Consider the following 21715-nt stretch of genomic DNA (forward strand, 5'->3'; position numbering starts at 1 on the left):
AACCGTTAGCACACTCTACTCATTCTATGAAGTTCGTTTTCCCCAGACTGGAGATTTACCGCCCACCATATCTTTCTTCGTAACTCGGAACTTCCCCTACGTCCATACTGACACACCAAAAATCCCCCTAAGTCGTAAATTCCGACCTAGAGGGATTTCATTTATTTCTGCCAATTACTCAATTCCTTCAGCAATTCTGGCAATTGTAGTTTTTTTACATCAATCGGAGGCAGGGCTTTGATAAATTCCTTACCATAAGATTTCGTGGTAATACGACGATCCAGGACAATAAAGGCGCCTTTGTCCTGTGATGAACGGATCAATCGTCCAAAGCCTTGCTTGAAGCGCATAATGGCTTCTGGTAGAGATAGCTCGTTGAACGAGTTTCGACCTTGCTCAGTTAAATGCTTGGCACGTGCTTTGAATACCGGTTCTTCCGGTGAAGAGAATGGTAAGCGTACGACAATAACGGATGCGAGTGCATCACCAGGTACGTCTACTCCTTCCCAAAAACTATTTGTACCAAAGAGAACAGCATTGCTAAATTTTTGGAATGATTTTAGGATACGCATGCGGCTACCGCCTGTAACACCTTGTGCAAAGAGCATATAATCGTCAAGAAGCTCACTGTCTTGAATAAGCTCGACCGTTTTTCGTAGCATATCCTGTGCGGTGAAGAGTACAAAGCAGCGTCCCTCTGTCATTCTTACAGTCCGCGTAATTGCTAATGCGACCGCTTCGATATACTCAGCTTGAGTCACCTGCTGGATGTCAGGCATATCTGTGACAATAAACGCCTTTGCCCCAGCATAATAGGCTGATGGTGCCTGAAGTTGCAGTACGTTTATGTTGTCATGAATGCCCAGTTGACGCGTGATAAAGTGTTCATTGCCCGGTACGGTCATCGTGCCTGACGTCCATACGATGCTTGCTTGTGAACGTAGTGGCGCGAGTACTTTCTCAATAACCGGTGTAACATTGATAGGCTTTTTAAAGATGTGCAAACTCCCTGGCACACTGCGTCGATCAATTTCAAGCCATACGGAGTTATCTTCTTGTGGCGATAGGAATATTTCTTCCCAATCTGTGATTTTTAACTTTATTTCCCGAATCCAATAGTGCCATTCTGACAATATAAATTTCTCATTTTTGTCGAGTTGCTCGATGTCGTTTTCAAAAGAGCGACCTGCTTCTTCAGCAAGATCAACCCACTGTTGTAGGAGTTTGCTGACACGGATAAACGGCTCTTTTGCCAGTTGTAATTCTTCTAAGAAGAGTGTACGTTTACTCCCAACCGTTTGCTTCCCTTTGAAGTATTGCTGCATTTTTTGTACGACATGATGAATCGTTTCATCAAAAATTCGTTGTAGGCGCATAAATTGCTCGTCGAGACGTTGTAGATTTTTCATAGGAACACGATGTTTTTTCTTTGCTGCTTGGCTAAACTGCTGGAACAGTGCAGATTCTTCCATTGTGCCAATTTGGCCGAATACATATTTCCACTGCGTATAGGATAGGACTGTTTCATCCTGTTGCATAGCCGCTTGGATAAATTGATGGGCCTCATCGATAATCCAGCCATCAATTTGTGTGAAAATCGGTGTTTGACGCACTAAATCACTAAGCAGCATTGAATGATTCGTCACGATGCAGTCGGCAGTTTCGCTCTGTTTTAATGCTTGTTCGTAGAAGTCAAAACCTCTCGCCGGTTTTTCGTCAGGCATTTTTCTGATTTTATCTAAAAATAACTGCCCACCGCCAGAAACATTGAGTTCACTCAATACGCCGGTTTCAGTTTTTGTAAGCCATACGAGTAGTTGTAAAATGGTAAACGTTTCATCGTAAGATTCTTCTCCATATGCGATACATTGCTCAAATCGTGACAAGTCGATATAATGATGCATACCTTTTAACACTGCGATATTGACTTTAGTGCCGAGAATTTTTTCTACTTTTGGTAGCTCATCATCCACAAGTTGTTCCTGTAAATGAGCTGTGTATGTGCTAATTGCGATTTTCTTGTTATGCGCTCGTGCATACAAAATGGCTGGCAGTAAATAACCAACTGTTTTGCCGATACCTGTTGATGCCTCGATCACGCATTCTTCTTTTTTGTTTAGTGCTTGCCAAATGGCGTCCATCATCGCAAATTGCGCCGGACGTTGCTCAAAGTTTTTCATCGATTTTGCCATGAGGGCTTCCTTGTCGGCTGCTGTTTGTGGATAAGGAGCCAAATCAGGATTGTTTGTATGATTTTTTCGACCATCACCTATGGCAAAATTGCGGTGGTACGTAACATTTTCATTTGTAGTAACATGTTGGCGTTTAATTTGTAGTGCCTCGAAAAAGAGTTGTGACAAATTGGATTTCAAACGAAACGAACGTTTGTGCATTTGCTCGAGTGTTAATTGCGGTAGGTTCAGTAACTCTTTCCAGCAATTTTTGAACAGTTCAGCTGTCGCGCGAGCATCATCGTCGGCTCTGTGTGCATTTTTTAACTCGATGTTCAAATCCGCTGCTAAATCGCCCAACTTAAAACTTAGGGACATTGGATACAAAATCTTTGCCAGCTCGACCGTATCCATACTTTTGCCCTGCCACTTCGGTAAACCCGCTCGTTTGAATTCTGCTTGTAAAAAGGATAAGTCAAAATCCGTATTATGCGCGACGAAAATACAATCGGCAATTAGTTCATATATGTAATCAGCATGTGCCTCAAACGGCAAAGCATCCTTGACGTCATCATCCGTAATATGCGTTAAATCTTGAATAAAGGACGGAATTGCTTTCCCCGGATGAATAAACTTCGTATAAGTACGCTCAATTTCCCAATCCTTCATAATAACAATTGCAATTTGAATCATCCGGTCACCATTTGCAGGCGAATGACCGGTAGTCTCCAAATCTACAATTGCATACTTTTGACTTTCCATCATCATCTCAACTCACAGTTCACATTTGTATAGATGAATTTTATCATAAATACGGCTCATCGGTCATGCTTCTGCCATTTTACGAGGTTTTATATGTTGAGGGGAGTGATTCGTGGTCGGGTTGGGTGATCTTTTCACCTTGTTGAGCGACTCACACCCAAACTTGAGCGACTTCCCCTCCATGTTGAGCGACCCTCAGCCAAACTTGAGCGACTTCCCCTCCATGTTGAGCGACCCTCATCCAAACTTGAGCGACTTCCTCTCCATCTTGAGCGACCCTCATCCAAACTTAAGCGACTTCCCCTCCACGTTGAGCGACCCTCAGCCAAACTTGAGCGACTTCCTCTCCATGTTGAGCGACCCTTTGCCAAACTTGAGCGACTCACACCCAAACTTGAGCGACTTCCCCTCCATGTTGAGCGACCCACATCCAAACTTGAGCGACTCACACCCAAACTTGAGCGACTTCCTCCCCATGTTGAGCGACCCTCATCCAAACTTGAGCGACTTCCTCTCCATGTTGAGCGACCCTCCACTAAACTTGAGCTATCCACACACAACCCTTCACACCATCCCCAATATTCCCCACAAAAAAAGAAGCATGCACAAATGTACACACTTCTCACTTAAATTACAGCACCGTCGCTTCCGGCTCGTACGCTATCATTTCTTTAATCGTATTACCCTCACCCATAATCGCGACAGTTGGCTTATGATCCTTGGCCTCGGCATTATCAACATACACGTAAGAGATGATAATAACGATATCCCCTCGCTGTACAAGTCGAGCTGCTGCACCGTTGACGCAAATCACGCCTGAACCACGTGCACCAGCGATAATGTACGTTTCAAAACGAGCACCGTTATTATTGTTGACGATATGCACCTTTTCGTTTGGCAGCATTCCGACTGCATCCAAAATATCTTCATCTATAGTAATGGATCCTACATAATTTAAATCCGCCTCTGTTACTGTCGCGCGATGGATTTTACTGTTCATCATCATTCGTAGCATATTACAGTCCCTCTTTCACATTAAAAATACGGTTATCAATTAAACGTGTATTACCAATATAAACTGCTGCCGCTAGTAGTACTTGCTCTGTGTCATCTGTAACAGGAATTAAATCTGGATACGCCAAAAGTTCAATATAATCAATCTTGCCGTTTGTACGCGTCGCAATATGCACTGTCGCAATTTCAATTGCCTCCACCACGTCACCATTCTCTAAGAAGCTATCTCGAGCCAGCTCCAACGCTTCGTTTATCGCTGGTGCCTGCTTTCGGTCTACTTCACTTAAATAGACATTTCGTGAAGATTTTGCTAAACCATCCTCTTCACGCACAACCGGCACGACACGCATTTCTAATGGGAAGTTAAAGTCACGCACCATTGTGGCAATAATAGCTACCTGCTGGGCATCCTTTTGACCAAAGTATGCACGCGTTGGCTGTGTTAAATGGAATAATTTCGCCACGACTTGTAAGACACCATCAAAATGTCCAGGTCGACTTGCTCCGCACAATACGTTAGCTTGCTTGCCCGCATGAATACGAATACCTCCGTCATGCGGATACATCTCCTCCACGCTCGGTGCAAAAACAATATCCACACCTACTGATTCTGCTAAGGCTAGATCATGTGGTAAATCACGTGGATAGCTTTCAAAGTCTTCGTTTGGACCAAATTGTGTAGGGTTCACAAAAATACTCATAACAACGAGATCATTTTCTGCACGTGCAGCTTGAGCCAGTGTTAAATGTCCTTCATGTAAATAGCCCATTGTCGGCACAAGACCAATTGTTTTTTCATTTATTTTTGCTGCTTGAATTTCTGCTGATAATGCTGCGATGGTAGTTACGACTTTCATCTACTTTACGCCCCCGTACAGTTGATCCAATGCTTCATCCTTCATCGTGAAGAAGTGCTTGGGTGCAGGGAAAGTCCCAGCCTTAACTGATTCTACATAGCCTGTAATCCCCTGACTTGCCGCAGTCCCCATATCCCCAAACTGCTGTACAAATTTCGGCACATGATGCGATCCGTAGCCAAGCAGGTCATGGTAAACAAGCACTTGCCCATCTACATCAGCTCCGGCACCTATTCCAATTGTTGGAATTATTAAGTTTGCTGATACAATTTCAGCTACCTGATGTGGAATGCATTCTAACACAACGGCGCACGCACCTGCCGCTTCACATTTTTTTGCATCTTCAATAACTTTTTTCGCTTGTTCTGCTGTTTTCCCTTGGACTTTATAGCCACCTAAAACCCCAGCAGATTGTGGGAGCAAGCCTAAATGCGCCACTAAAGGGATACCAGCAGACGTTAACTTCGCAATAACAGGTAAAACATCATCTGCACCTTCTACCTTCAGTGCATCTGCGCCTGTTTCTTGCATCATTGCTACTGCTATTTTTAAAGTATCGTTGACATCGCCATGATACGAACCAAATGGCATATCAACGACCACAAACGTATCCTTCGCACCACGTCGTACCGCTTTTGCGTGATGCACCATGTCTGCCACCGTCACAGGCATCGTCGAATCATATCCTAGTACGACCATACCTAGTGAATCTCCTACTAGAATCATATCGACGCCAGCTTCCTCTGCAAACCTTGCCGATGGATGATCATAAGCTGTGAGCATGACGATTTTTTCACCAGCTGCTTTCATCTTTAAAAAATCTGATGTTGTTTTCAATTGAACTCCTCCTTTTCCAAGAGAAGAAAACAATAAAAACCCTTCTATTCCTAAAAATGGGCAGAAGGGTAGTGTGTTCGTTCAATTAGAACGCTTCGTTTTCTTCCGTCCCTGTCTATTAAGATCAAGGCAGATATTTGTTGTAGTTTGTCTTACGTTTTTGAAGGTGCCGTTCACAAAAGGATACTGCCCTTCAGCACATACTATAACAGATTCCCAGTCTCATCTACAAACAATATTTTCTATTATTCTAATTTTCTAATATCTCACCGCGTAACTTGAGGTTGAGTTCCGTTCCGGCTGGGCGTTTTCCGAGGGGCATCCAGCCTCCACTCTAATCACAACATTTTGGTCATGACATTTCTAATCACTATTTTCACATTAATTGACAAACCATGTTATACGCCATATACTATCTATATACTATACAGCATATAATATAAAACCTTGTATAGGGATATGAATGTGAGGTGGATAAAATGACGTTTCAACTTGGCTCGTCTTTACTCGATGCCTGTGTACTTGCCATATTAGAAAAAGAAGATGCTTACGGCTATTCATTGACACAGCAAGTACAATCTGTGATGGATATATCGGAATCGACGCTTTATCCTGTATTACGGCGTTTGCAAAAGGCCGATTTTTTAACAACCTACGACCAGCCATTTCAAGGAAGAAATAGACGCTACTATCGTATTACTAAGGATGGCCGCCTACGATTACTGGAGCTTCTTACCGAATGGCAAATTTATAAACAGAAAGTAGATAGTGTACTAATAGGAGGGAATTTAGATGGATAAAGCGGGCTATTTAAAAAGTCTAAGAAGCAAATTACACCGACTCCCGGTGCATGAAATTGATGCTGCGCTTATTTATTATGAAGAATATTTCGATGAAGCCGGAGAAGGAAACGAACAGCAAGTCATACAGCAACTTGGCCCCCCTTCCCAAGTAGCTGCACAAATACTAGCTGATTTAGCCATTAAGGATTTAGACGAAACACCAACTTCTACAAAAAAGAATATGTCAGCTTTCTGGCTCATCATTCTTGCAATACTTTCGGCACCACTTTCGCTACCACTTCTCGCGACGGCAATTGCACTCATCTTTTCAGCGGGTGCCGTTGTATTCAGCTTGGTCATCGCGATTGTTGCCATTGTGGGCGGATTTTTATTTGGTGGAATCTTCTACCTAGTCTCTGGTTTTCTCATCCTTACAGACCATTGGCCGACTGCGCTACTCTTTATAGGTATTGGACTGACAATTACAGGATTCGGAGTTTTGATCTTCTCTCCTACCATCCGTCTTATTAAAAGAATTTGCCTAGCAAGTGTAGAAGGCTTAGCACGGTTATTTCAAAGAATTACTCGTAAACGAAAGGGGCGTATCTAATGACTTCTCTTAAACAGATTGCAGGTAGCATGATTGTGATAGGCATTGTGTTAGCCATTATTGGGTATACCTCAGGTGGAAAATGGTCTCTTACAATAAACAATTCGGGTATTCACGTTCCAAATGAACAGTCTTTTGTAACTAATTCCAATGAACTCGATGCATTTACAAGCATTAACATTGACAATCAACATGTGGATGTTGAAATACTGCCATCGGATAGCTATTCGATAGAAGTAAGCTCTTTTGAAACTACAGATATTACGTATGAGGTAAAGGGCGGTACGCTTACAGTAGATGCCAAAAACGCAAAGAATAATGGCATCACAATTGGTTTTACATCATTTAAAACACCTACGATTAAAATTTATGTCCCAAAAGATACACAGCTCTCAAACATTTCATTAGACTCAAGCTTTGGCGATGTAAACCTTGAGCATTTAAATTTCCAACAACTCAATCTTATTGTAAGACATGGGGATCTTTCGATGGAAAACATTGTGGCAGGACATACTGAAATCACTCAATCCTTTGGAGACATGTCGTTACGACAATTTGCTAGTACGAGTTTCGTTGCAGAAAGTGAGCATGGCGATATCGATATCGACGGTGAATTAAACGGAAAATCGACGATCGATTCAAGTTTTGGCGATATTGACCTTGACCTACTAAACAAAGAAAGTGAACTTGGATTAGACTTAAATATGAGTTTTGGAGAAATTTCATTCAATGATCAATCAATAGAAGGTGATTTTTCACAATCACAAAACGGAGACAATCAGCTACAAGTCTCACTTTCACACGGAGACCTAGACTTATCACTTAAATAAACAAAAAGCTGCAAGTAACAATCTACTTGCAGCTTTCCGTTTATATAATTCTAATATCTCCAGAATAGATAGTTCTCACATTACCATTATCCTGCGTTAGCTGTAACACACCTTCATCAGTAATCCCACTTGCGATCCCTTCAAATTGCTCACGTAATGTTGTCACTTCGATACGTTGACCAATTGTGCAAGATGCTTGCTCCCACAATGTTTTGATGCTCGCAAAGCCTTCCTTTACGAATACTTCCGTGTATTGCTCTAAGTATTGTAAAATTGTCGCAACAAGTGCTGCCCGGTTAATTTCTTCGCCTGCTGCTAGACGTAAAGAGGTAGCAATGTCAGCAATCTCCGGGGAGAAATCGTCTTCTACTTGGTTCGCATTAATGCCAATGCCCACAAGTAATGCTTGTACACAGTCAGCCTCTGCCTGCATTTCCGTTAAAATACCTGTACACTTTTTTCCATTAATCAGTAAATCATTTGGCCATTTAATAGCTGGCTCTACGTTTTTATATAGTGTCTTAATTGCCTTTGTCACAGCAACTGCTACGACAAGTGTATAAGCTGATGCCTGTTGCGGCGTCACATCTGGGCGCACAATAACGGTCATCCAAATACCTGTCCCATGTGCAGATTCCCACGGTCTCGCCATACGACCACGACCTGCAGTTTGCTCTTCCCCAATGACAATTGTGCCGTCTAGTGCGCCTTCTTGTGCAAGCTTATGGGCAATTGTTTGTGTCGAATCCACTACATCAAAATGATGAATGTGTCGACCAAAGCGCTCAGTATTTAAAAACAGTTCAATTTGCATTGGGCTTAAACTATTTGGTACTCCAGTAAGTACATAGCCTTTTTTCTTTACGGTTTCAAATGTATAGCCCTCTTCTTGCAATGTCTGCATATGCTTCCAAATGGCTGTGCGTGACACACTTAATTCATCTGCTAATTCTTGCCCAGAAACCGCTTCCCCATTTGCTGCTAATAATCTTCTCAGAATCTCATCTTTCATCGAAATACTCATCTTCAAACCAATCCTTTAGTTAAGTGAACAATCACTTATTTACTTTAGTTCTCAAATACTATATATATCAGTATTTATGATACTGTAAATTCACACAATTGACCATCGACTGTTGCTAAAAATTTGCTTTTAGGCACTCGGGGTTCACTCTTCTTTAAATTGTGAGTATCTGGACTTGATAGTTTACTTGGCAATAGTAACTTTTTTTAATACTGAAACCATTGCCACAAATAATAAGGCAACAATACCGCTAAAGAAGAAGATATAACTTAGTGGTATTAAAAAGAAGTTTTTTTCAACTATAGTTCCGTCTGGCAGGAATTCATCACCAATGATACCTTTCATCACTAGACATAGAACCCCTATTAGAATCGGCGTAGATGCAATTAGATATTTTTTCATTATATATTTCTCTCCATTTCATCATTATGATTTTATTTATATTCCAAAATGTCACCTGGTTGGCAGACTAAAACTTCGCATATTTTTTCTAAGGTTGAAAATTTAACTGCTTTTGCTTTTCCATTCTTTAATATTGAGACGTTTTCCATCGTGATACCCTAGTTTTTCTGATAACTCTGTAACGCTCATATTTCTTTTAGCCAACATTACATCAAGATTTACAACGATAGGCATTATTTCAATCAACACCTCAAATCGTTAGATCGTTATCTTGTTTTATATCACTGGCTTTTCTCACTAAAAATGAAAGCAGAGAAGTAAAGACTGCAATAACAGCTGCTAAAAATAGAATAAGTAATAGAATGACTAAAATATTTGTGTGATAACTACCTACTACAAAAAGGTAAAGTAATGCTACAACTTATAAACCACCTTCAGTCATTGCTAATACACTTATTAGCTTTAGCCTATCGGCATTTTTGATAGTATAGTCTTGATCAGCGCCTACATCTGAACATATCTTCCACCCCAATACTAATGCTATAAAAAATGGAATTCCGGTAATCCAAATGAATGCAATAAAAGGAATATATAATGCCTTTAAATTTTCTGAGTCCAGCAATAGTTCCTTCCCCATTCCAGGTCCAACATACAGAACAGTAAACCGAATAATCCACAAAATAAAATTATCAATTTTAACCACCTTGATAATTATTTCTGTTTCATAAAACACCTCAACTTTCTATTGATATAATAATTAAAAATACATTCTAAGTCAATTTATATTTATCGTAAAACAATAAATATTTATTCCTATTTAGATGGTCTATTTAATATTGAGACGTAGATTTTTGTTTATTTACACAAAAAAACCAGCTCGGCTATAATAGCTTTGCTGGATTCGTTATCTATTTAGTTATGAAATTTATTTTATTGTTCAAAGGTATTATCAAGACTCTTCATTTCTTCATATAAACGTTCAAACCAAGCCTTAATGTCTTGCCAGTCATTTTCTACTTCGCCAGCCACTACCGCCTCTAGCATTGCTTGTAGTGCCTCTTTTAGCCACGGTCCACGCTTTTGTCCAGACCACTTTTGCAAATCCAGGCCATTCACAACAAGTTCATTACGCGTTCGAATCGGCAAACTTGCCTGCGCTTCACGCATAACGTCCAGCGTCACTTCAACATGGAGCTTTTGCAACTTGGCAAAATGAAGTGCCGCACCTAGCTCCACTTCTGAATACGTGAAATAATCCATTTTCGTCCAGCCTACCTTTAGCGCTTCAAAAGCTGCTAAAACTGCCTTCACAAATGAAGTTTCCTTATTCGATAAACGATAGCTACGCAAAACTTCTGGCCAATTTCCGCCTTGTAATAGAGCAAAATAAGCCCAGCCAACCTGCGCATCCTGCGTGCAAAAACCTTGCCATTGCTCAGCTTTAAATTCACCTGGCAAATGTGCCGCCAAGCCACTTTCTTGAAGCTTCACCATACCATTATGGACATCTTTGCCTACCCATAGCTTATCGAACTCTGCTTTGACACGTTCTTTTGCAATCCATTCGATATCAGCGGCTTGCTCACGCATCGCCTGCATCGTAGCTGGCTCGATTGTAAAACTAAGTTGCGCAGAAAAACGCACCGCCCTGAGCATGCGAAGCGCATCTTCTGCAAAACGGGCCTGTGCTTCCCCAACTGCTCGGATCACACAAGCCTCAATGTCTTCTCGGCCACCATAATAATCAACAAAAGAACCATCACGACGCATCGCAATGGCATTCATCGTAAAATCACGACGCTTTAAATCTTCTGCTAATGAGCGTACAAATTGTACTGCCTCGGGTCTCCGGTGATCAGTATATTCACCATCTGTACGATATGTCGTTACTTCAACAGGGGCTTCAGGTACGAGTACAAGTACCGTACCATGCTGGATTCCGATGTCTACCGTCCTTGTGAAAATCCCCTTGACCTCGGATGGCATTGCACTCGTTGCAACATCCACATCGTGTACTTCACGACCAAGTAACGCATCTCTCACAGCGCCCCCTACAACGACTGCCTCAAAGCCCGCATTTTCTAGTTGTTTAATGACAGTAAATGCCGCTTGCCATTCATTGTTGTTTTGCATGCCTTTTTTCAGCAACCTTCTCGTACATATTTTCATATTGCTCGACAATTTTTGATGAGTGGAATTTTGTACTTACTGCGCGAATTGCAGCCTCACGGAAGTTTTGTAATTTTTCCTCATCATTCAATAGTTCGACTGCATATTGTGCAACTGCATCCGTATCCCCTTGCTCAACTATATAGCCATCTACTCCGTGTTCAATGACCTCTGGAATGCCGCCTACAGCCGAACCGATACACGGCACACCACAAGCCATTGCCTCAAGTAATACAAGTCCAAATGACTCTTGTTGGGAAAGTAATAGTTTAAGATCACTAATCGCGTACAGTTCGGCTAAATTTTCCTGCTTACCTAAAAATAGCACTTCTTTTGCGTAAGGACTCTCCTTTACCATATCCATAATACGATGTTTTTCCGGACCGTCTCCTACAAGTAGTAACTTTGCTTTCGTATGAGCACGAATTTTCATAAATGCGTCGATGATATGCGGTAAGTTTTTAATCTTCCGGAAGTTGGACACATGAATAATGACCTTTTCATCCGTACTAATGCCAAACTGTTCTTTTAAGTCTCCCGGATCTAATGGGCGATATTCTCGCTCATCAACGAAGTTATAAATCGTGTCGACTGGCTTCACCGTATCGATTAGTTCATAAGTTTGTTCTTTTAAAGCCTCTGACACTGTTGTCACAACATCAGATTTATCAATACCATATTTAATCGCCTGCGCAAGTGTTGAATCCTGACCTAGCACGGAAATATCTGTACCGTGTAATGTCGTCACAATGCCAACATCCTGCCCACTCATATCACGGGCTAATACTGCACAAACAGCATGCGGAATTGCATAATGCACGTGCAGCACGTCTAGCCCTTCATCTGTAATCACGTCCGCCATTTTACTTGCAAGTGCAATATCATAAGGCGGATATTGAAAAACTGAATAATTACTTACTTCTACTTCATGGAAAAAGACGGTCGGATAAATTTTGTTTAATCGAAATGGTACGCTTGAGGTGATGAAATGAATTTCGTGCCCTCTCTCTGCAAGCATTTTCCCTAATTCTGTTGCAATCACACCTGAGCCCCCAACAGTTGGGTAACAAGTAATGCCGATTTTTAGCTTTCTCATTCGATTATCATCCTTTCTAAGTCAAATACGTCTATACGTATCTGTGTCCAGATTTTGAATCGTGCAGCACGACCCTTTTTTAAAAAAAATCTGCGACATCCGTCTAAGGCATTAACTAAATTTAGTGTGCTACACGCACCACTGAATCAGGTTAATCACGTCTCTCGGCAATCAATCGCCAATCCACAAAACCTTCTTGTAGCCCTTTTAATAAAATTTCTGCAGTTCCCATATTCGTAGCCAGTGGGATTTGATAAACATCACAAAGACGAATAAGTGCAGAAACATCTGGCTCATGCGGTTGTGCTGTTAACGGATCACGGAAAAATATGATCATGTCCATATCATTATTGGCAATCATCGCGCCAATTTGTTGGTCGCCACCTAATGGACCTGAACGGAAACGTGTTACCTCTAGAGCTGTTGCATCTATAACTCGCTGTCCTGTTGTACCTGTCGCAAAGAGCGTATGCTCACTTAAAATATCTCTGTAGGCAATAGCAAATTGTACTAAATTATCCTTTTTACGATCATGTGCAATTAATGCGATTTTCATGGCGATCATCCCTATTCTACTCAATTTTACCTTGTGGCAATTTAGTTCCATTTTCTTATGAACAAAAAGAATTCCTCTATTCATTCATTATTAAATAATGTTTTCTAAACCATATACTAGTTGATCCATTTTCATCACTTCTTCGACGCAAAATGCAACGCCTGACATAAATGAAGCACGATTTAACGAGTCATGACGAATGGTTAGAAGTTGACCTTCCCCACCAAATAATACTTGTTGATGCGCTACTAAACCAGGTAAACGAACTGAGTGAATACGCATGCCATCAAAATCAGCACCTCTTGCGCCCTCAAGTATTTCAGTTTCTTCTAAGTGACCTTGCTTTTTCTGTGAACGTACTTCTTGAATCATTTGCGCTGTCTTCACACCAGTACCAGATGGTGCATCTAACTTTTGATCATGGTGCATTTCAATAATTTCAACATCCGGTAAATATTTCGCTGCTTCTTTGGCGAACTTCATCATTAAAATCGCACCAATGGCAAAGTTTGGTGCAATAATGCAACCCAGTTCCTTTTCTCTCGCCAGTGCTGTTAATTCCTCTAGTTGAGCATCTGTAAAGCCCGTTGTACCGATAACAGGTCTTACATTTAATGCTAATGCTTCTTTTGTGTGCTTATAGACGGCATGTGGATTTGTTAGATCAACTAATACATCCGGATCAGTCGCTGCTACAAGCTCTTTCATATCCGTAAAGATCGGTGCTGTATAATTGGAAGGGAACATGTCTAAATCTGCTAATGTTGCACCAACCTCTTTATAATCAAGTACAGCAACTAACTCCATTTTGCCATTTTTCATGATAGTATGTACAGCCTCAGCTCCCATTTTTCCTCTTGGTCCTGCGATTGCTACACGAATTGCCATTATTCTTCATCCTTCCTCGTCCATCGATCTTTGTCACGCGTTTCAAATTTATGTATGACGCGAAGTAGTGCCTCATCCAGTTTAATACCTTGAGCATTTGCAAAGCATACTAAGACGAAGAAAAAATCGCCTAATTCTTCTTCAATACTATTTGAGCCTTCTGTGCTCTTTTTCTTCTTTTGTCCGTAAACGTCCTGCACTTCACGTGACAATTCACCAAGTTCTTCTGTTAAACGTGCCAACAGCTCAAACGGTGGAAAATAACCTTCTTTAAATTGTCCGATGTAATCGTCTACTCGCTTTTGCAAAGCCTGCATTGACATTTGTTCAGTCATTCATTTTCACACTCCTACATTATATCGTATTTATTTTACACTATTGTTGTCAAAAACAATAAAATAACAGATAATAAGATGCACAACTTCATTTGTCAGATAACTCCCGGGAGGTAGTATGCTCAAACAAATTAAAATACGCAATGTCATAGCAATAATGATTGGTGCAGCGATTTTCAGCTTTGGTTTGGTACATTTTAATATGCAACACCAGCTTGGAGAAGGCGGATTTAGTGGTATTACCCTCGTGCTCTATTTTACACTAGGTTGGGACCCTGCATTGCTAAATTTACTTTTAAACATTCCAATGTTTATCCTAGGCTGGCGTTTACTCGGGAAAAAGGCATTTATTTATACAGTAATTGGCACGGTTTCCCTCTCTATTTTCTTAAAAGTCTTCCAAGTTTATCAGTTCGATATTCCATTAAAGGATGATTTATTCCTCGTATCACTTTTTGCAGGAGTATTTGTCGGACTAGGGCTTGGGATTGTCTTTCGCTTTGGGGGTACAACAGGTGGGAGCGACATTTTAGCGCGCCTAGCTCACAAATATTTCGGATGGAGCATGGGGAAATCAATGTTCATGTTTGATGCGGTTGTTATTTTATTGTCTTGGCTGACGTTTTTAGATGCGCGCTCCATGATGTATACACTCGTGGCAGTATTTGTCGGTGCACGTGTAATTGACTTTGTACAGGACGGTGCCTATGCAGCACGTGGGGCAATTATTATATCCCAAAATCCTAGTGCCATTGCGGATATGATTTCGCTACGAATGGAACGAGGTGTAACGACATTGCAAGGGCAAGGGCATTATACCAAACAACAAAAAGAAGTACTTTACTGTGTTGTGAGCCGTAACGAACTCGTTCGCCTAAAATCAATCATTCACGAAGTCGATCCTCATGCATTCGTGTCGATTTTTGAAGTACACGACGTTGCAGGTGAAGGTTTCACACTCGATGAACAAAAACAACCCATTGCCTAAACTTCACGCTAGACAAATTGTGTCTGGCGTTTTTAGCTAATTTAACCAAGTTTGCTGAGCGATAATCGGGCTTAGTTGAGCGTGAATTACTTCTACCCGAGCGATATTTCTGTGCCCAGGAGCGTTGGCCGTACTTACCCGAGCTTTAACTCACCATACCTGAGCGTATATTACTGCTACCCGAGCGATACCTTTGAACACCTGAGCGTTCGCACCATTTACCCGAGCTTTGACTCACCATACCTGAGCGTATATTACTGCTAACCGAGCGATACCTATGAACACCTGAGCGTTACCACCCCTTCACTACATTTAACACAAAAAAACTCGTCGTAGCACAATAAATGTACTACAACGAGCTTTCTATTTAGTCATCACTACGCATATTCGTAAAAATTAAGATCAAACGTAATAACTCAAGCACAGCTACTGCTGCTGCAGCCACATATGTTAATGCCGCGGCATTTAACACTTTACGTGCTGGACGTTCTTCTTCATTCGTAATAATACCCATTGAATTCATTTGCACAAGCGCACGCTTGGATGCATCAAACTCAACCGGCAATGTTACTACTTGGAACACGACACCTGCTGCTAACAAGACAATACCTAGCAATAAGAAATTTGAGCTACTTGCAAAGATACCAATCATAACAAAAATCCAAGACATATTTGATGAAATATTAGCAACTGGTACTAACTTACTGCGTAAAGTAAGCATTGAATACGCTTCTTTATGTTGAATCGCATGTCCTACCTCATGGGCAGCAACCGCAGCACCAGCAATACTCGATTCATAGAAGTTACTTTCTGATAAAGCAACTGTTTTTGTCACCGGATTATAGTGGTCAGATAACACACCTTGTGTCGGCACAACACGTACATCGTACAAACCGTTGGCATCTAAAATTGCACGCGCAACTTCAGCACCAGTTTGTCCTTTCGCTGTACGTACTTTTGCAAATTTCTTATACGTGCCTTTTACTTTCATCTGTGCATAAATTGGCACTAAAATAATTATTGCAAAATAGATAATATACATACCTGTTGACAATATTTTAACCCCTTTCTAACTTTATGATATAATTCTAGCTAGTTTTTATTATTTCGGCAAATGATTGCGCCGTTTAACAGAAAAAACTGCTAAACTGATGCAAATAATGGATAACCAAAACGTAAAGTAGCCAATATAGTTTGTGTAAGCCTCAAGATCTCGATACATTGGCATTTGTCCAAACACATAATCGATGACATCATTATGTAAGGTCCACACTGCCGCAACACCTACATGCCACAATTTAAATGTATATTTTGACATATAGATCACAGCTTGTGCAGCCATCGCAAAATGTGAAGCGACAAGCATCCAGCCCTGCCCGCCAATCGAGCCTGTTTCGATCAAAGTCCAAATATTCATGACATCTGCCCATACTCCGTATTTCACGAGCGTTATAAGCGCTAATGCTTCCATTAACGGCCAGCTTTTACCTAAAATCCACGCCACTAACACGAAGCAGAAAAATAGGCTAGCTGTTGGACTATCCGGCACGAAAATATAAAAAATCGGATCCGTTACGGCAAGCTGCCCTCCGTACCAGTAGTATCCGTATAACGTTCCTAAAAAATTCACGATTAATAATACTATTAAAAATGAACGGTGCGTTAATAAATACCAAATATTTGCGCATGTTAGTTGCATGTGTAAAAACTCCTCTATGTTTTACTTTTTCTACATTATTGCCAGTATGTATAAAAATGATGAAAAAAAGAGTCAGTTTCCCGACTCTTTTTAGAAATTATTCAGTTTTTAAGCTTTCGATAAATTCTGCAACTTTTTGAAGATCTTCATCAGTACCTTGCCATAAACCACCTGGCATTGCACCACTTTCAGAACCATTGATTGCGATGTCCTTTATTTCATCAGCTGTTAAACCTGTGTTTGTTAAACCAGGACCTGCGCCACCAGTCAAATCTCCACCATGACAACCAATACATGATGAAGCAGCATAGGCTTGGTAACCTTCTGATTCTTTATCAAATTCTACTTCGTGCACGATAGCACCTTGCGCTTTACCAGCTACCCAGTCATGATTTACAACTGATTCCCAAGTTAAGTAGAACATTGAAGCCAAAGTTAATAACATAAATGCAGTTGGTAATGGACGTTTAGATGGCTTACGTTCTGGAGTTGTATCTAAGAATGGCATTAATAAAAGTGCCATAAACGCAATACCTGGCATTACGATTGCTCCGATTACATTGTATGGACCAGACGCATATGTGTATTTTAATAATTGATAGATAAATAAGAAATACCAGTCCGGTAATGGAGTATATGGTTTTGTTGGATCTGCTGGCCCTTCAAGTGGTGAAGGGTGAGCGACAGTTAATAATAAATAACCAATTAAGAATACAGCACCAACCATCCATTCTTTTAATAAGAAGTTTGGCCAGAAAGCTTCTGTTTTCCCTGGATACTCGGAATAATCTTTTGGAACGTTCGGCATACGATGATTCGCTTTAATACGTGAATCGCCGACAAATTTCATTCCTTTTCCGCGATGCATAGTGTCCCCTCCTTTAAAAAATCATCAAACCGTCAAGAAAAATCACAACGGTCCAGAGACTCCTTGACGTCGAATCATGATAAAGTGTGCTGCAAGTAACCCAAACAATACTGCAGGCAAGAAGAATACATGAATCGCAAAGAATCGTGTTAACGTTTGTGCACCGATAATCGTTGCATCCCCCGCTAATAATACTTTAATCATCTCTCCAATAAATGGTACAGATGCAGCAATTTCGATACCTACTTTAGTAGCGAATAATGCTTTCATATCCCATGGTAATAAATAGCCTGTGAAGCCTAGACCAATCATTACTCCAAAAATACCTACACCAACCATCCAGTTTAGCTCACGAGGTTTCTTATAAGAACCTGTGAAGAATACACGAAGCGTATGTAAGAACATCATAACGATAACTAATGAAGCTCCCCAGTGGTGCATACCGCGAACGATTTCACCGAATGCTACTTCGTTTTGTAGATAATAAACTGATTTCCAAGCATTCTCTACATCCGGTACATAATACATTGTTAAGAACATACCAGACAGAATTTGAATTACTGTGATGAAGAATGTTAATCCACCGAAACAGTAAACGAAAGCTGAAAAATGGTGTGCAGGGTTAACGTGCTCTGGCACTTCGTGGTCGGCAATATCACGCCAAATCGGTGTAATATCTAGTCGTTCATCGACCCAATCATAAATTTTGTTTAGCACTGATTTCGTACCCCCTAACAGATTAAACTAGCGTATTTGGTTTTGATGGACCAACCATTAATAAACCATCTTTTTCTTGTACTTCAAATTCATCCAACGGACCTAGAGGTGGTGTACCTGCAACATTGCCTCCGTCTTTCGTGTAACGCCCAGCGTGACAAGGACAGAAGAACTCATTTTTGTGACCGTCTTTATGTTCCCAGTCCACCATACAACCTAAATGCTTACACACTGGTGATAATGCGACGATTTTATCGCCATCTTTATAAACCCATGCAGTGTTTGTAACATTAGCTTTGTACCATGCGTCAACTTGTTCAAATGTAAAGTCAACTTTAGTTGGTGTTTCAGTGATGTCAGCCATTTTAAGCTCTGTTTGTACGAAATCTCCAACTTCTTTGCTTTGAAGTACTGGGTCTAACGCAAAACGTACCATCGGCATTAACATCCCTGCAGCCATGAAACCGCCTACACCTGTTAATGTGTAGCTAAGAAACTGGCGTCGTGAAACTCGATTGTTACTCATCCTTTTCCCCCCTTTTAACTTTAAAGGTCAGTCCAACGGACATACTTTTACAATTAGTAATTACTAGGACATATCTATGATATATCAAGACCATAGCTTGGTCAATATAGCATTCTGTGGAAACATAGATAATGTGAACAAATATTGAAACAATATGTTAATTTTGTGCCCATTTAGTCGAAAAAATTGGTATAACTTGGCGTAATTGATCTTCAAGAATTGAGTTTTTCACGCCTTTATCCATTGATTCTAGCGGTATTGCTGGTAACCAGATAACATTTACCGTTTCTCCAAAATTTGTCCAAAAATGGTCACAAGTGATAAAAAATACATGTTTAAAACCTGCATTATGTAACTGTGTTTCTAGCACTTTTGGCATCTCTTCATCTTTCATGACAGCGCTATAAGAAAATGGCGGCATGACAAGTAGACGTCCTTTAAATTGTTGTTCAACAAATGCTGTTAGGGACAGTAAAAAATCTGCTTCAGCACCACTTTGCTTTATCTTTTCATTGGTTAAATCAACTGATACTAATGGAACAATCGCTGTATCAATAAAATCTTTCTGCGCCATAAAATCTGTTATATCTTTTGCATTAAAATACATCTAAAAATCCTCCTTGTATTGCTAAAGTAAAAAAGCACCCTCTTTCACTTCTACTAGGTTAGACAATACGAAGTGAAAAGTATACTTCACTTTGTAATGTTACCATATAGAAATGCATAAAGGGCACTCATTTTTTTGAAGTGGTATATCTCAGTTCCGTTCTGCAGTTAGCTTCAATGCTTGTAGCAAGTTAGACAATTCATAAAAACGTTCCTCGTCACCTTTATCCAAAGCCTCATCAATCTGTGCTAATAGTTTCTCTTGTTGAAATATCAGTAAACTACTCGACAACATTTCTTCAGCTAGTAAACGGTCTTTTTCACTGACTAGTAACGTCTCTGGCATAAATGGGTTTTCTTCAAGAACCGCTAAGTATTGCGTGCTTGGTGGTATATTAGGAAAGTTTAACTGCAGATACATATCTTCCTTCTCGTTTAAGCGTAAATCATGAAAAGATTTTTCAGCATCCGCTGTCATAACGTTCCCTTTGTAAAAACGGAATGGCACACCTGTTGATTCGACCGTTGACATCACCATAGCTCTAGGACAATAATGGGCTTCTTCTACAAATCGTATATGTTTAAGCAATTCATCATTACTTAATAAGTAGTTTAAGATCCATACACATTCCCGACGTTTCAATTGATAATTTTTTAAGAACCATCTAACAAATGCCTTTTTATCGACAACTGATACAGAAGCAGTCATACCCACTCCCTCCTCTATTCGAATTCTAAGCTCTCCAACATCTCTTCCCACTGTGGCTCACCAGGTTGCAATGCAATCAATTGCTCAATAATTTCTCTAGCTTCCGTACGTTTTCCGTCTTCCAATAAGAAATAAACATATTTTTCTAAAAATGTTGCGTCTTCCTTAAATTCAGTATATGCCAAACGGTAAAATTCGTATGCACGGTCGTACTGCTCTAAATTCGCATAAGCCTCGGCAGTATAAGGATAAAGCGCGTCCCACTCAAAATCATTTTTTTGTAACGTTTCAAATAGTTCTATTACATCTTCGTGACGTTCTTGCTGTGCCAATACCGATATCAATGCTAGGACCGCTTCCATATACTCAGGATCTAACGCGACCGCTTCACGCAAATAACCTTCCGCTTCCTGTGGGAGACTATTTTTTAGTGCCATCTTGCCGGCAAATAAGAATAGTGATTTATCATACTCATCACGTTTTAAACCTTCTTGAATTGCGGCATACGCTTTTTTATTATCTTCAGTCATTGCATAAGCTTCAGCTAATAATAAATACGCTGAGAAATAGTCAGGATCTAATTCTTTTAGTTCCTCTAATTGCTTAATAGCCATTTCATATTTTTGTGATTGGAAAGCTGAATAGGCAGCACCAAATAAAATATCCGGTTTTACTTCATCTTCAAGTGCCTTTAAATAGAATTCTAACGCTGTTTCATATGCAGCACCTGCACGGTATACTTCTGCAAGACGTTCAATCAGGCTAATACCCGCAAACTCCTCTTGCACTTCAAGTAATTCTTCATATAATCGTGCCGCTTCTAAAAACCGACCTGTTTCAAACAGTAATTCTGCTTTTGCAAATTGTAATAATGGTTCATCTGGTAAAATGGCTAGTGCTTCATTAATACGCTTTTCCGCCACCTCAAATAACCCCTGCATTTGATAATAGTCAGCCAATACAAGAAGTGCTTGAGGATATTCAGGTGCTGTATCTTCGACTTCTAATAATAGATCAAGTGCTTCATCTTCGTTCCCAAGCTCCATACATACATTTGCTCGGTCAATTTTCAGTTGAGCTTCTTCCGGGAATAAAAATTGCAAGTGCTCGAGTACACGGTCTGCTTCTTTCATATAGCCATACTGCATAAATAATTCAGCGATTGAATATTGCTCTTCTGGCATCGCATTTGTTAAAAAAGATTCTAATAATTGGTCTAATAACGTTAAGTCACCTTGTTCAAGGGCTTGAACGAGTTCATTCATTGGA

General features: G+C 40.4%; 23 protein-coding genes and 2 pseudogenes. 4 read left to right on the forward strand and 21 right to left on the reverse strand.

Going from position 1 to position 21715, the window contains the following annotated elements; translation table 11 throughout:
* Positions 1-161: 161 nt before the first annotated feature.
* The 4 genes from dinG to panB all read right to left on the reverse strand — a co-directional run bounded on the left by dinG (position 162) and on the right by panB (position 5641).
* On the reverse strand, positions 162-2936 hold the full coding sequence (gene dinG / locus ACIQ2D_RS00585; RefSeq protein ID WP_402857822.1) for an ATP-dependent DNA helicase DinG: 2775 nt from the start codon (positions 2934-2936) through the stop codon (positions 162-164).
* A 628-nt stretch (positions 2937-3564) separates the two neighbouring features.
* Positions 3565-3948: an aspartate 1-decarboxylase gene (gene panD / locus ACIQ2D_RS00590; RefSeq protein ID WP_402857825.1), complete on the reverse strand. Its 384-nt coding sequence runs from the start codon at positions 3946-3948 to the stop codon at positions 3565-3567.
* A 1-nt stretch (position 3949) separates the two neighbouring features.
* Positions 3950-4804 carry a pantoate--beta-alanine ligase gene (panC, locus tag ACIQ2D_RS00595; RefSeq protein ID WP_402857827.1) on the reverse strand — a complete coding sequence of 285 codons (855 nt, stop codon included), beginning with the start codon at positions 4802-4804 and terminating at the stop codon, positions 3950-3952.
* Entirely contained in the window at positions 4805-5641 is an 837-nt protein-coding gene (panB, locus tag ACIQ2D_RS00600; protein WP_402857830.1) for a 3-methyl-2-oxobutanoate hydroxymethyltransferase, read from the reverse strand. It lies immediately after the preceding gene.
* A 479-nt stretch (positions 5642-6120) separates the two neighbouring features.
* Here panB and ACIQ2D_RS00605 point away from each other — a divergent pair, with 479 nt between their 5' ends.
* The 3 genes from ACIQ2D_RS00605 to ACIQ2D_RS00615 are packed head-to-tail and all read left to right on the forward strand — an operon-like array spanning position 6121 to position 7863.
* Positions 6121-6441, forward strand: a complete 321-nt coding sequence (locus tag ACIQ2D_RS00605; RefSeq protein WP_402857833.1) for a PadR family transcriptional regulator — start codon at positions 6121-6123, stop codon at positions 6439-6441.
* Complete coding sequence (locus ACIQ2D_RS00610; RefSeq protein WP_402857836.1) at positions 6434-7033, forward strand: DUF1700 domain-containing protein; 600 nt, start codon at positions 6434-6436, stop codon at positions 7031-7033. The genes ACIQ2D_RS00605 and ACIQ2D_RS00610 overlap by 8 nt, the downstream gene beginning before the upstream one ends.
* Positions 7033-7863, forward strand: a complete 831-nt coding sequence (locus ACIQ2D_RS00615) for a DUF4097 family beta strand repeat-containing protein (protein WP_402857839.1) — start codon at positions 7033-7035, stop codon at positions 7861-7863. The genes ACIQ2D_RS00610 and ACIQ2D_RS00615 overlap by 1 nt, the downstream gene beginning before the upstream one ends.
* Positions 7864-7903: 40 nt before the next feature.
* On the opposite strand, the gene ACIQ2D_RS00620 is transcribed toward ACIQ2D_RS00615, so the two are convergent.
* From ACIQ2D_RS00620 to ACIQ2D_RS00660, 9 genes and pseudogenes are all read right to left on the reverse strand, one after another.
* On the reverse strand, positions 7904-8887 hold the full coding sequence (locus ACIQ2D_RS00620; protein WP_402857842.1) for a biotin--[acetyl-CoA-carboxylase] ligase: 984 nt from the start codon (positions 8885-8887) through the stop codon (positions 7904-7906).
* 183 nt (positions 8888-9070) lie between these two features.
* Positions 9071-9289 carry a DUF3955 domain-containing protein gene (locus ACIQ2D_RS00625; protein ID WP_402857845.1) on the reverse strand — a complete coding sequence of 73 codons (219 nt, stop codon included), beginning with the start codon at positions 9287-9289 and terminating at the stop codon, positions 9071-9073.
* A gap of 32 nt (positions 9290-9321) precedes the next feature.
* Positions 9322-9523, reverse strand: a pseudogene (locus ACIQ2D_RS00630) (helix-turn-helix domain-containing protein).
* A gap of 16 nt (positions 9524-9539) precedes the next feature.
* Positions 9540-9926: pseudogene (locus ACIQ2D_RS00635) on the reverse strand (DUF2975 domain-containing protein).
* A gap of 293 nt (positions 9927-10219) precedes the next feature.
* The gene (locus ACIQ2D_RS00640; RefSeq protein ID WP_402857848.1) at positions 10220-11422 is read right to left on the reverse strand and encodes a CCA tRNA nucleotidyltransferase; all 1203 of its coding nucleotides are present in this window, start codon (positions 11420-11422) and stop codon (positions 10220-10222) included.
* Positions 11406-12554, reverse strand: a complete 1149-nt coding sequence (bshA, locus tag ACIQ2D_RS00645) for an N-acetyl-alpha-D-glucosaminyl L-malate synthase BshA (RefSeq protein WP_402857851.1) — start codon at positions 12552-12554, stop codon at positions 11406-11408. Before bshA ends, ACIQ2D_RS00640 begins: the two co-directional genes overlap by 17 nt.
* A 151-nt stretch (positions 12555-12705) precedes the next feature.
* The gene (mgsA, locus tag ACIQ2D_RS00650) at positions 12706-13110 is read right to left on the reverse strand and encodes a methylglyoxal synthase (RefSeq protein WP_402857854.1); all 405 of its coding nucleotides are present in this window, start codon (positions 13108-13110) and stop codon (positions 12706-12708) included.
* 90 nt (positions 13111-13200) lie between these two features.
* The gene (gene dapB, locus ACIQ2D_RS00655; protein WP_402857857.1) at positions 13201-13998 is read right to left on the reverse strand and encodes a 4-hydroxy-tetrahydrodipicolinate reductase; all 798 of its coding nucleotides are present in this window, start codon (positions 13996-13998) and stop codon (positions 13201-13203) included.
* Positions 13998-14333, reverse strand: coding sequence for a nucleotide pyrophosphohydrolase (locus ACIQ2D_RS00660; RefSeq protein ID WP_402857860.1), 336 nt, complete (start codon positions 14331-14333; stop codon positions 13998-14000). Before ACIQ2D_RS00660 ends, dapB begins: the two co-directional genes overlap by 1 nt.
* A 118-nt stretch (positions 14334-14451) precedes the next feature.
* On the opposite strand from ACIQ2D_RS00660, the gene ACIQ2D_RS00665 reads away from it, so the two are divergent.
* A complete protein-coding gene (locus ACIQ2D_RS00665) occupies positions 14452-15321 on the forward strand; it encodes a YitT family protein (protein WP_402857863.1) in 870 nt (289 codons plus the stop codon).
* 367 nt (positions 15322-15688) lie between these two features.
* On the opposite strand, the gene ACIQ2D_RS00670 is transcribed toward ACIQ2D_RS00665, so the two are convergent.
* From ACIQ2D_RS00670 to ACIQ2D_RS00705, 8 genes are all read right to left on the reverse strand, one after another.
* Positions 15689-16363, reverse strand: coding sequence for a zinc metallopeptidase (locus ACIQ2D_RS00670; RefSeq protein WP_483869740.1), 675 nt, complete (start codon positions 16361-16363; stop codon positions 15689-15691).
* Positions 16364-16423: 60 nt separating this feature from the next.
* Complete coding sequence (gene lhaT, locus ACIQ2D_RS00675) at positions 16424-17020, reverse strand: lipoprotein heptaprenylglyceryl N-acetyltransferase LhaT (protein ID WP_402857869.1); 597 nt, start codon at positions 17018-17020, stop codon at positions 16424-16426.
* Positions 17021-17117: 97 nt separating this feature from the next.
* Positions 17118-17888, reverse strand: a complete 771-nt coding sequence (locus tag ACIQ2D_RS00680) for a menaquinol-cytochrome c reductase cytochrome b/c subunit (protein ID WP_402857872.1) — start codon at positions 17886-17888, stop codon at positions 17118-17120.
* A 42-nt stretch (positions 17889-17930) separates the two neighbouring features.
* Positions 17931-18605 carry a menaquinol-cytochrome c reductase cytochrome b subunit gene (gene qcrB / locus ACIQ2D_RS00685; protein ID WP_402754525.1) on the reverse strand — a complete coding sequence of 225 codons (675 nt, stop codon included), beginning with the start codon at positions 18603-18605 and terminating at the stop codon, positions 17931-17933.
* Positions 18606-18627: 22 nt separating this feature from the next.
* Positions 18628-19131 (reverse strand): Rieske (2Fe-2S) protein, encoded by a 504-nt coding sequence (locus tag ACIQ2D_RS00690; protein WP_402857875.1) that lies wholly within the window; start codon positions 19129-19131, stop codon positions 18628-18630.
* 157 nt (positions 19132-19288) lie between these two features.
* A complete protein-coding gene (locus ACIQ2D_RS00695; protein ID WP_402857878.1) occupies positions 19289-19738 on the reverse strand; it encodes a DUF2487 family protein in 450 nt (149 codons plus the stop codon).
* 150 nt (positions 19739-19888) lie between these two features.
* Positions 19889-20446 carry a ReoY family proteolytic degradation factor gene (locus ACIQ2D_RS00700; RefSeq protein ID WP_402857881.1) on the reverse strand — a complete coding sequence of 186 codons (558 nt, stop codon included), beginning with the start codon at positions 20444-20446 and terminating at the stop codon, positions 19889-19891.
* A gap of 14 nt (positions 20447-20460) precedes the next feature.
* Positions 20461-21711 (reverse strand): tetratricopeptide repeat protein, encoded by a 1251-nt coding sequence (locus tag ACIQ2D_RS00705; protein WP_402859169.1) that lies wholly within the window; start codon positions 21709-21711, stop codon positions 20461-20463.
* Positions 21712-21715 lie beyond the last annotated feature (4 nt).

The sequence above is a fragment of the Lysinibacillus sp. NPDC097287 genome, assembly GCF_044761695.1.
Lineage (GTDB): Bacteria > Bacillota > Bacilli > Bacillales_A > Planococcaceae > Lysinibacillus.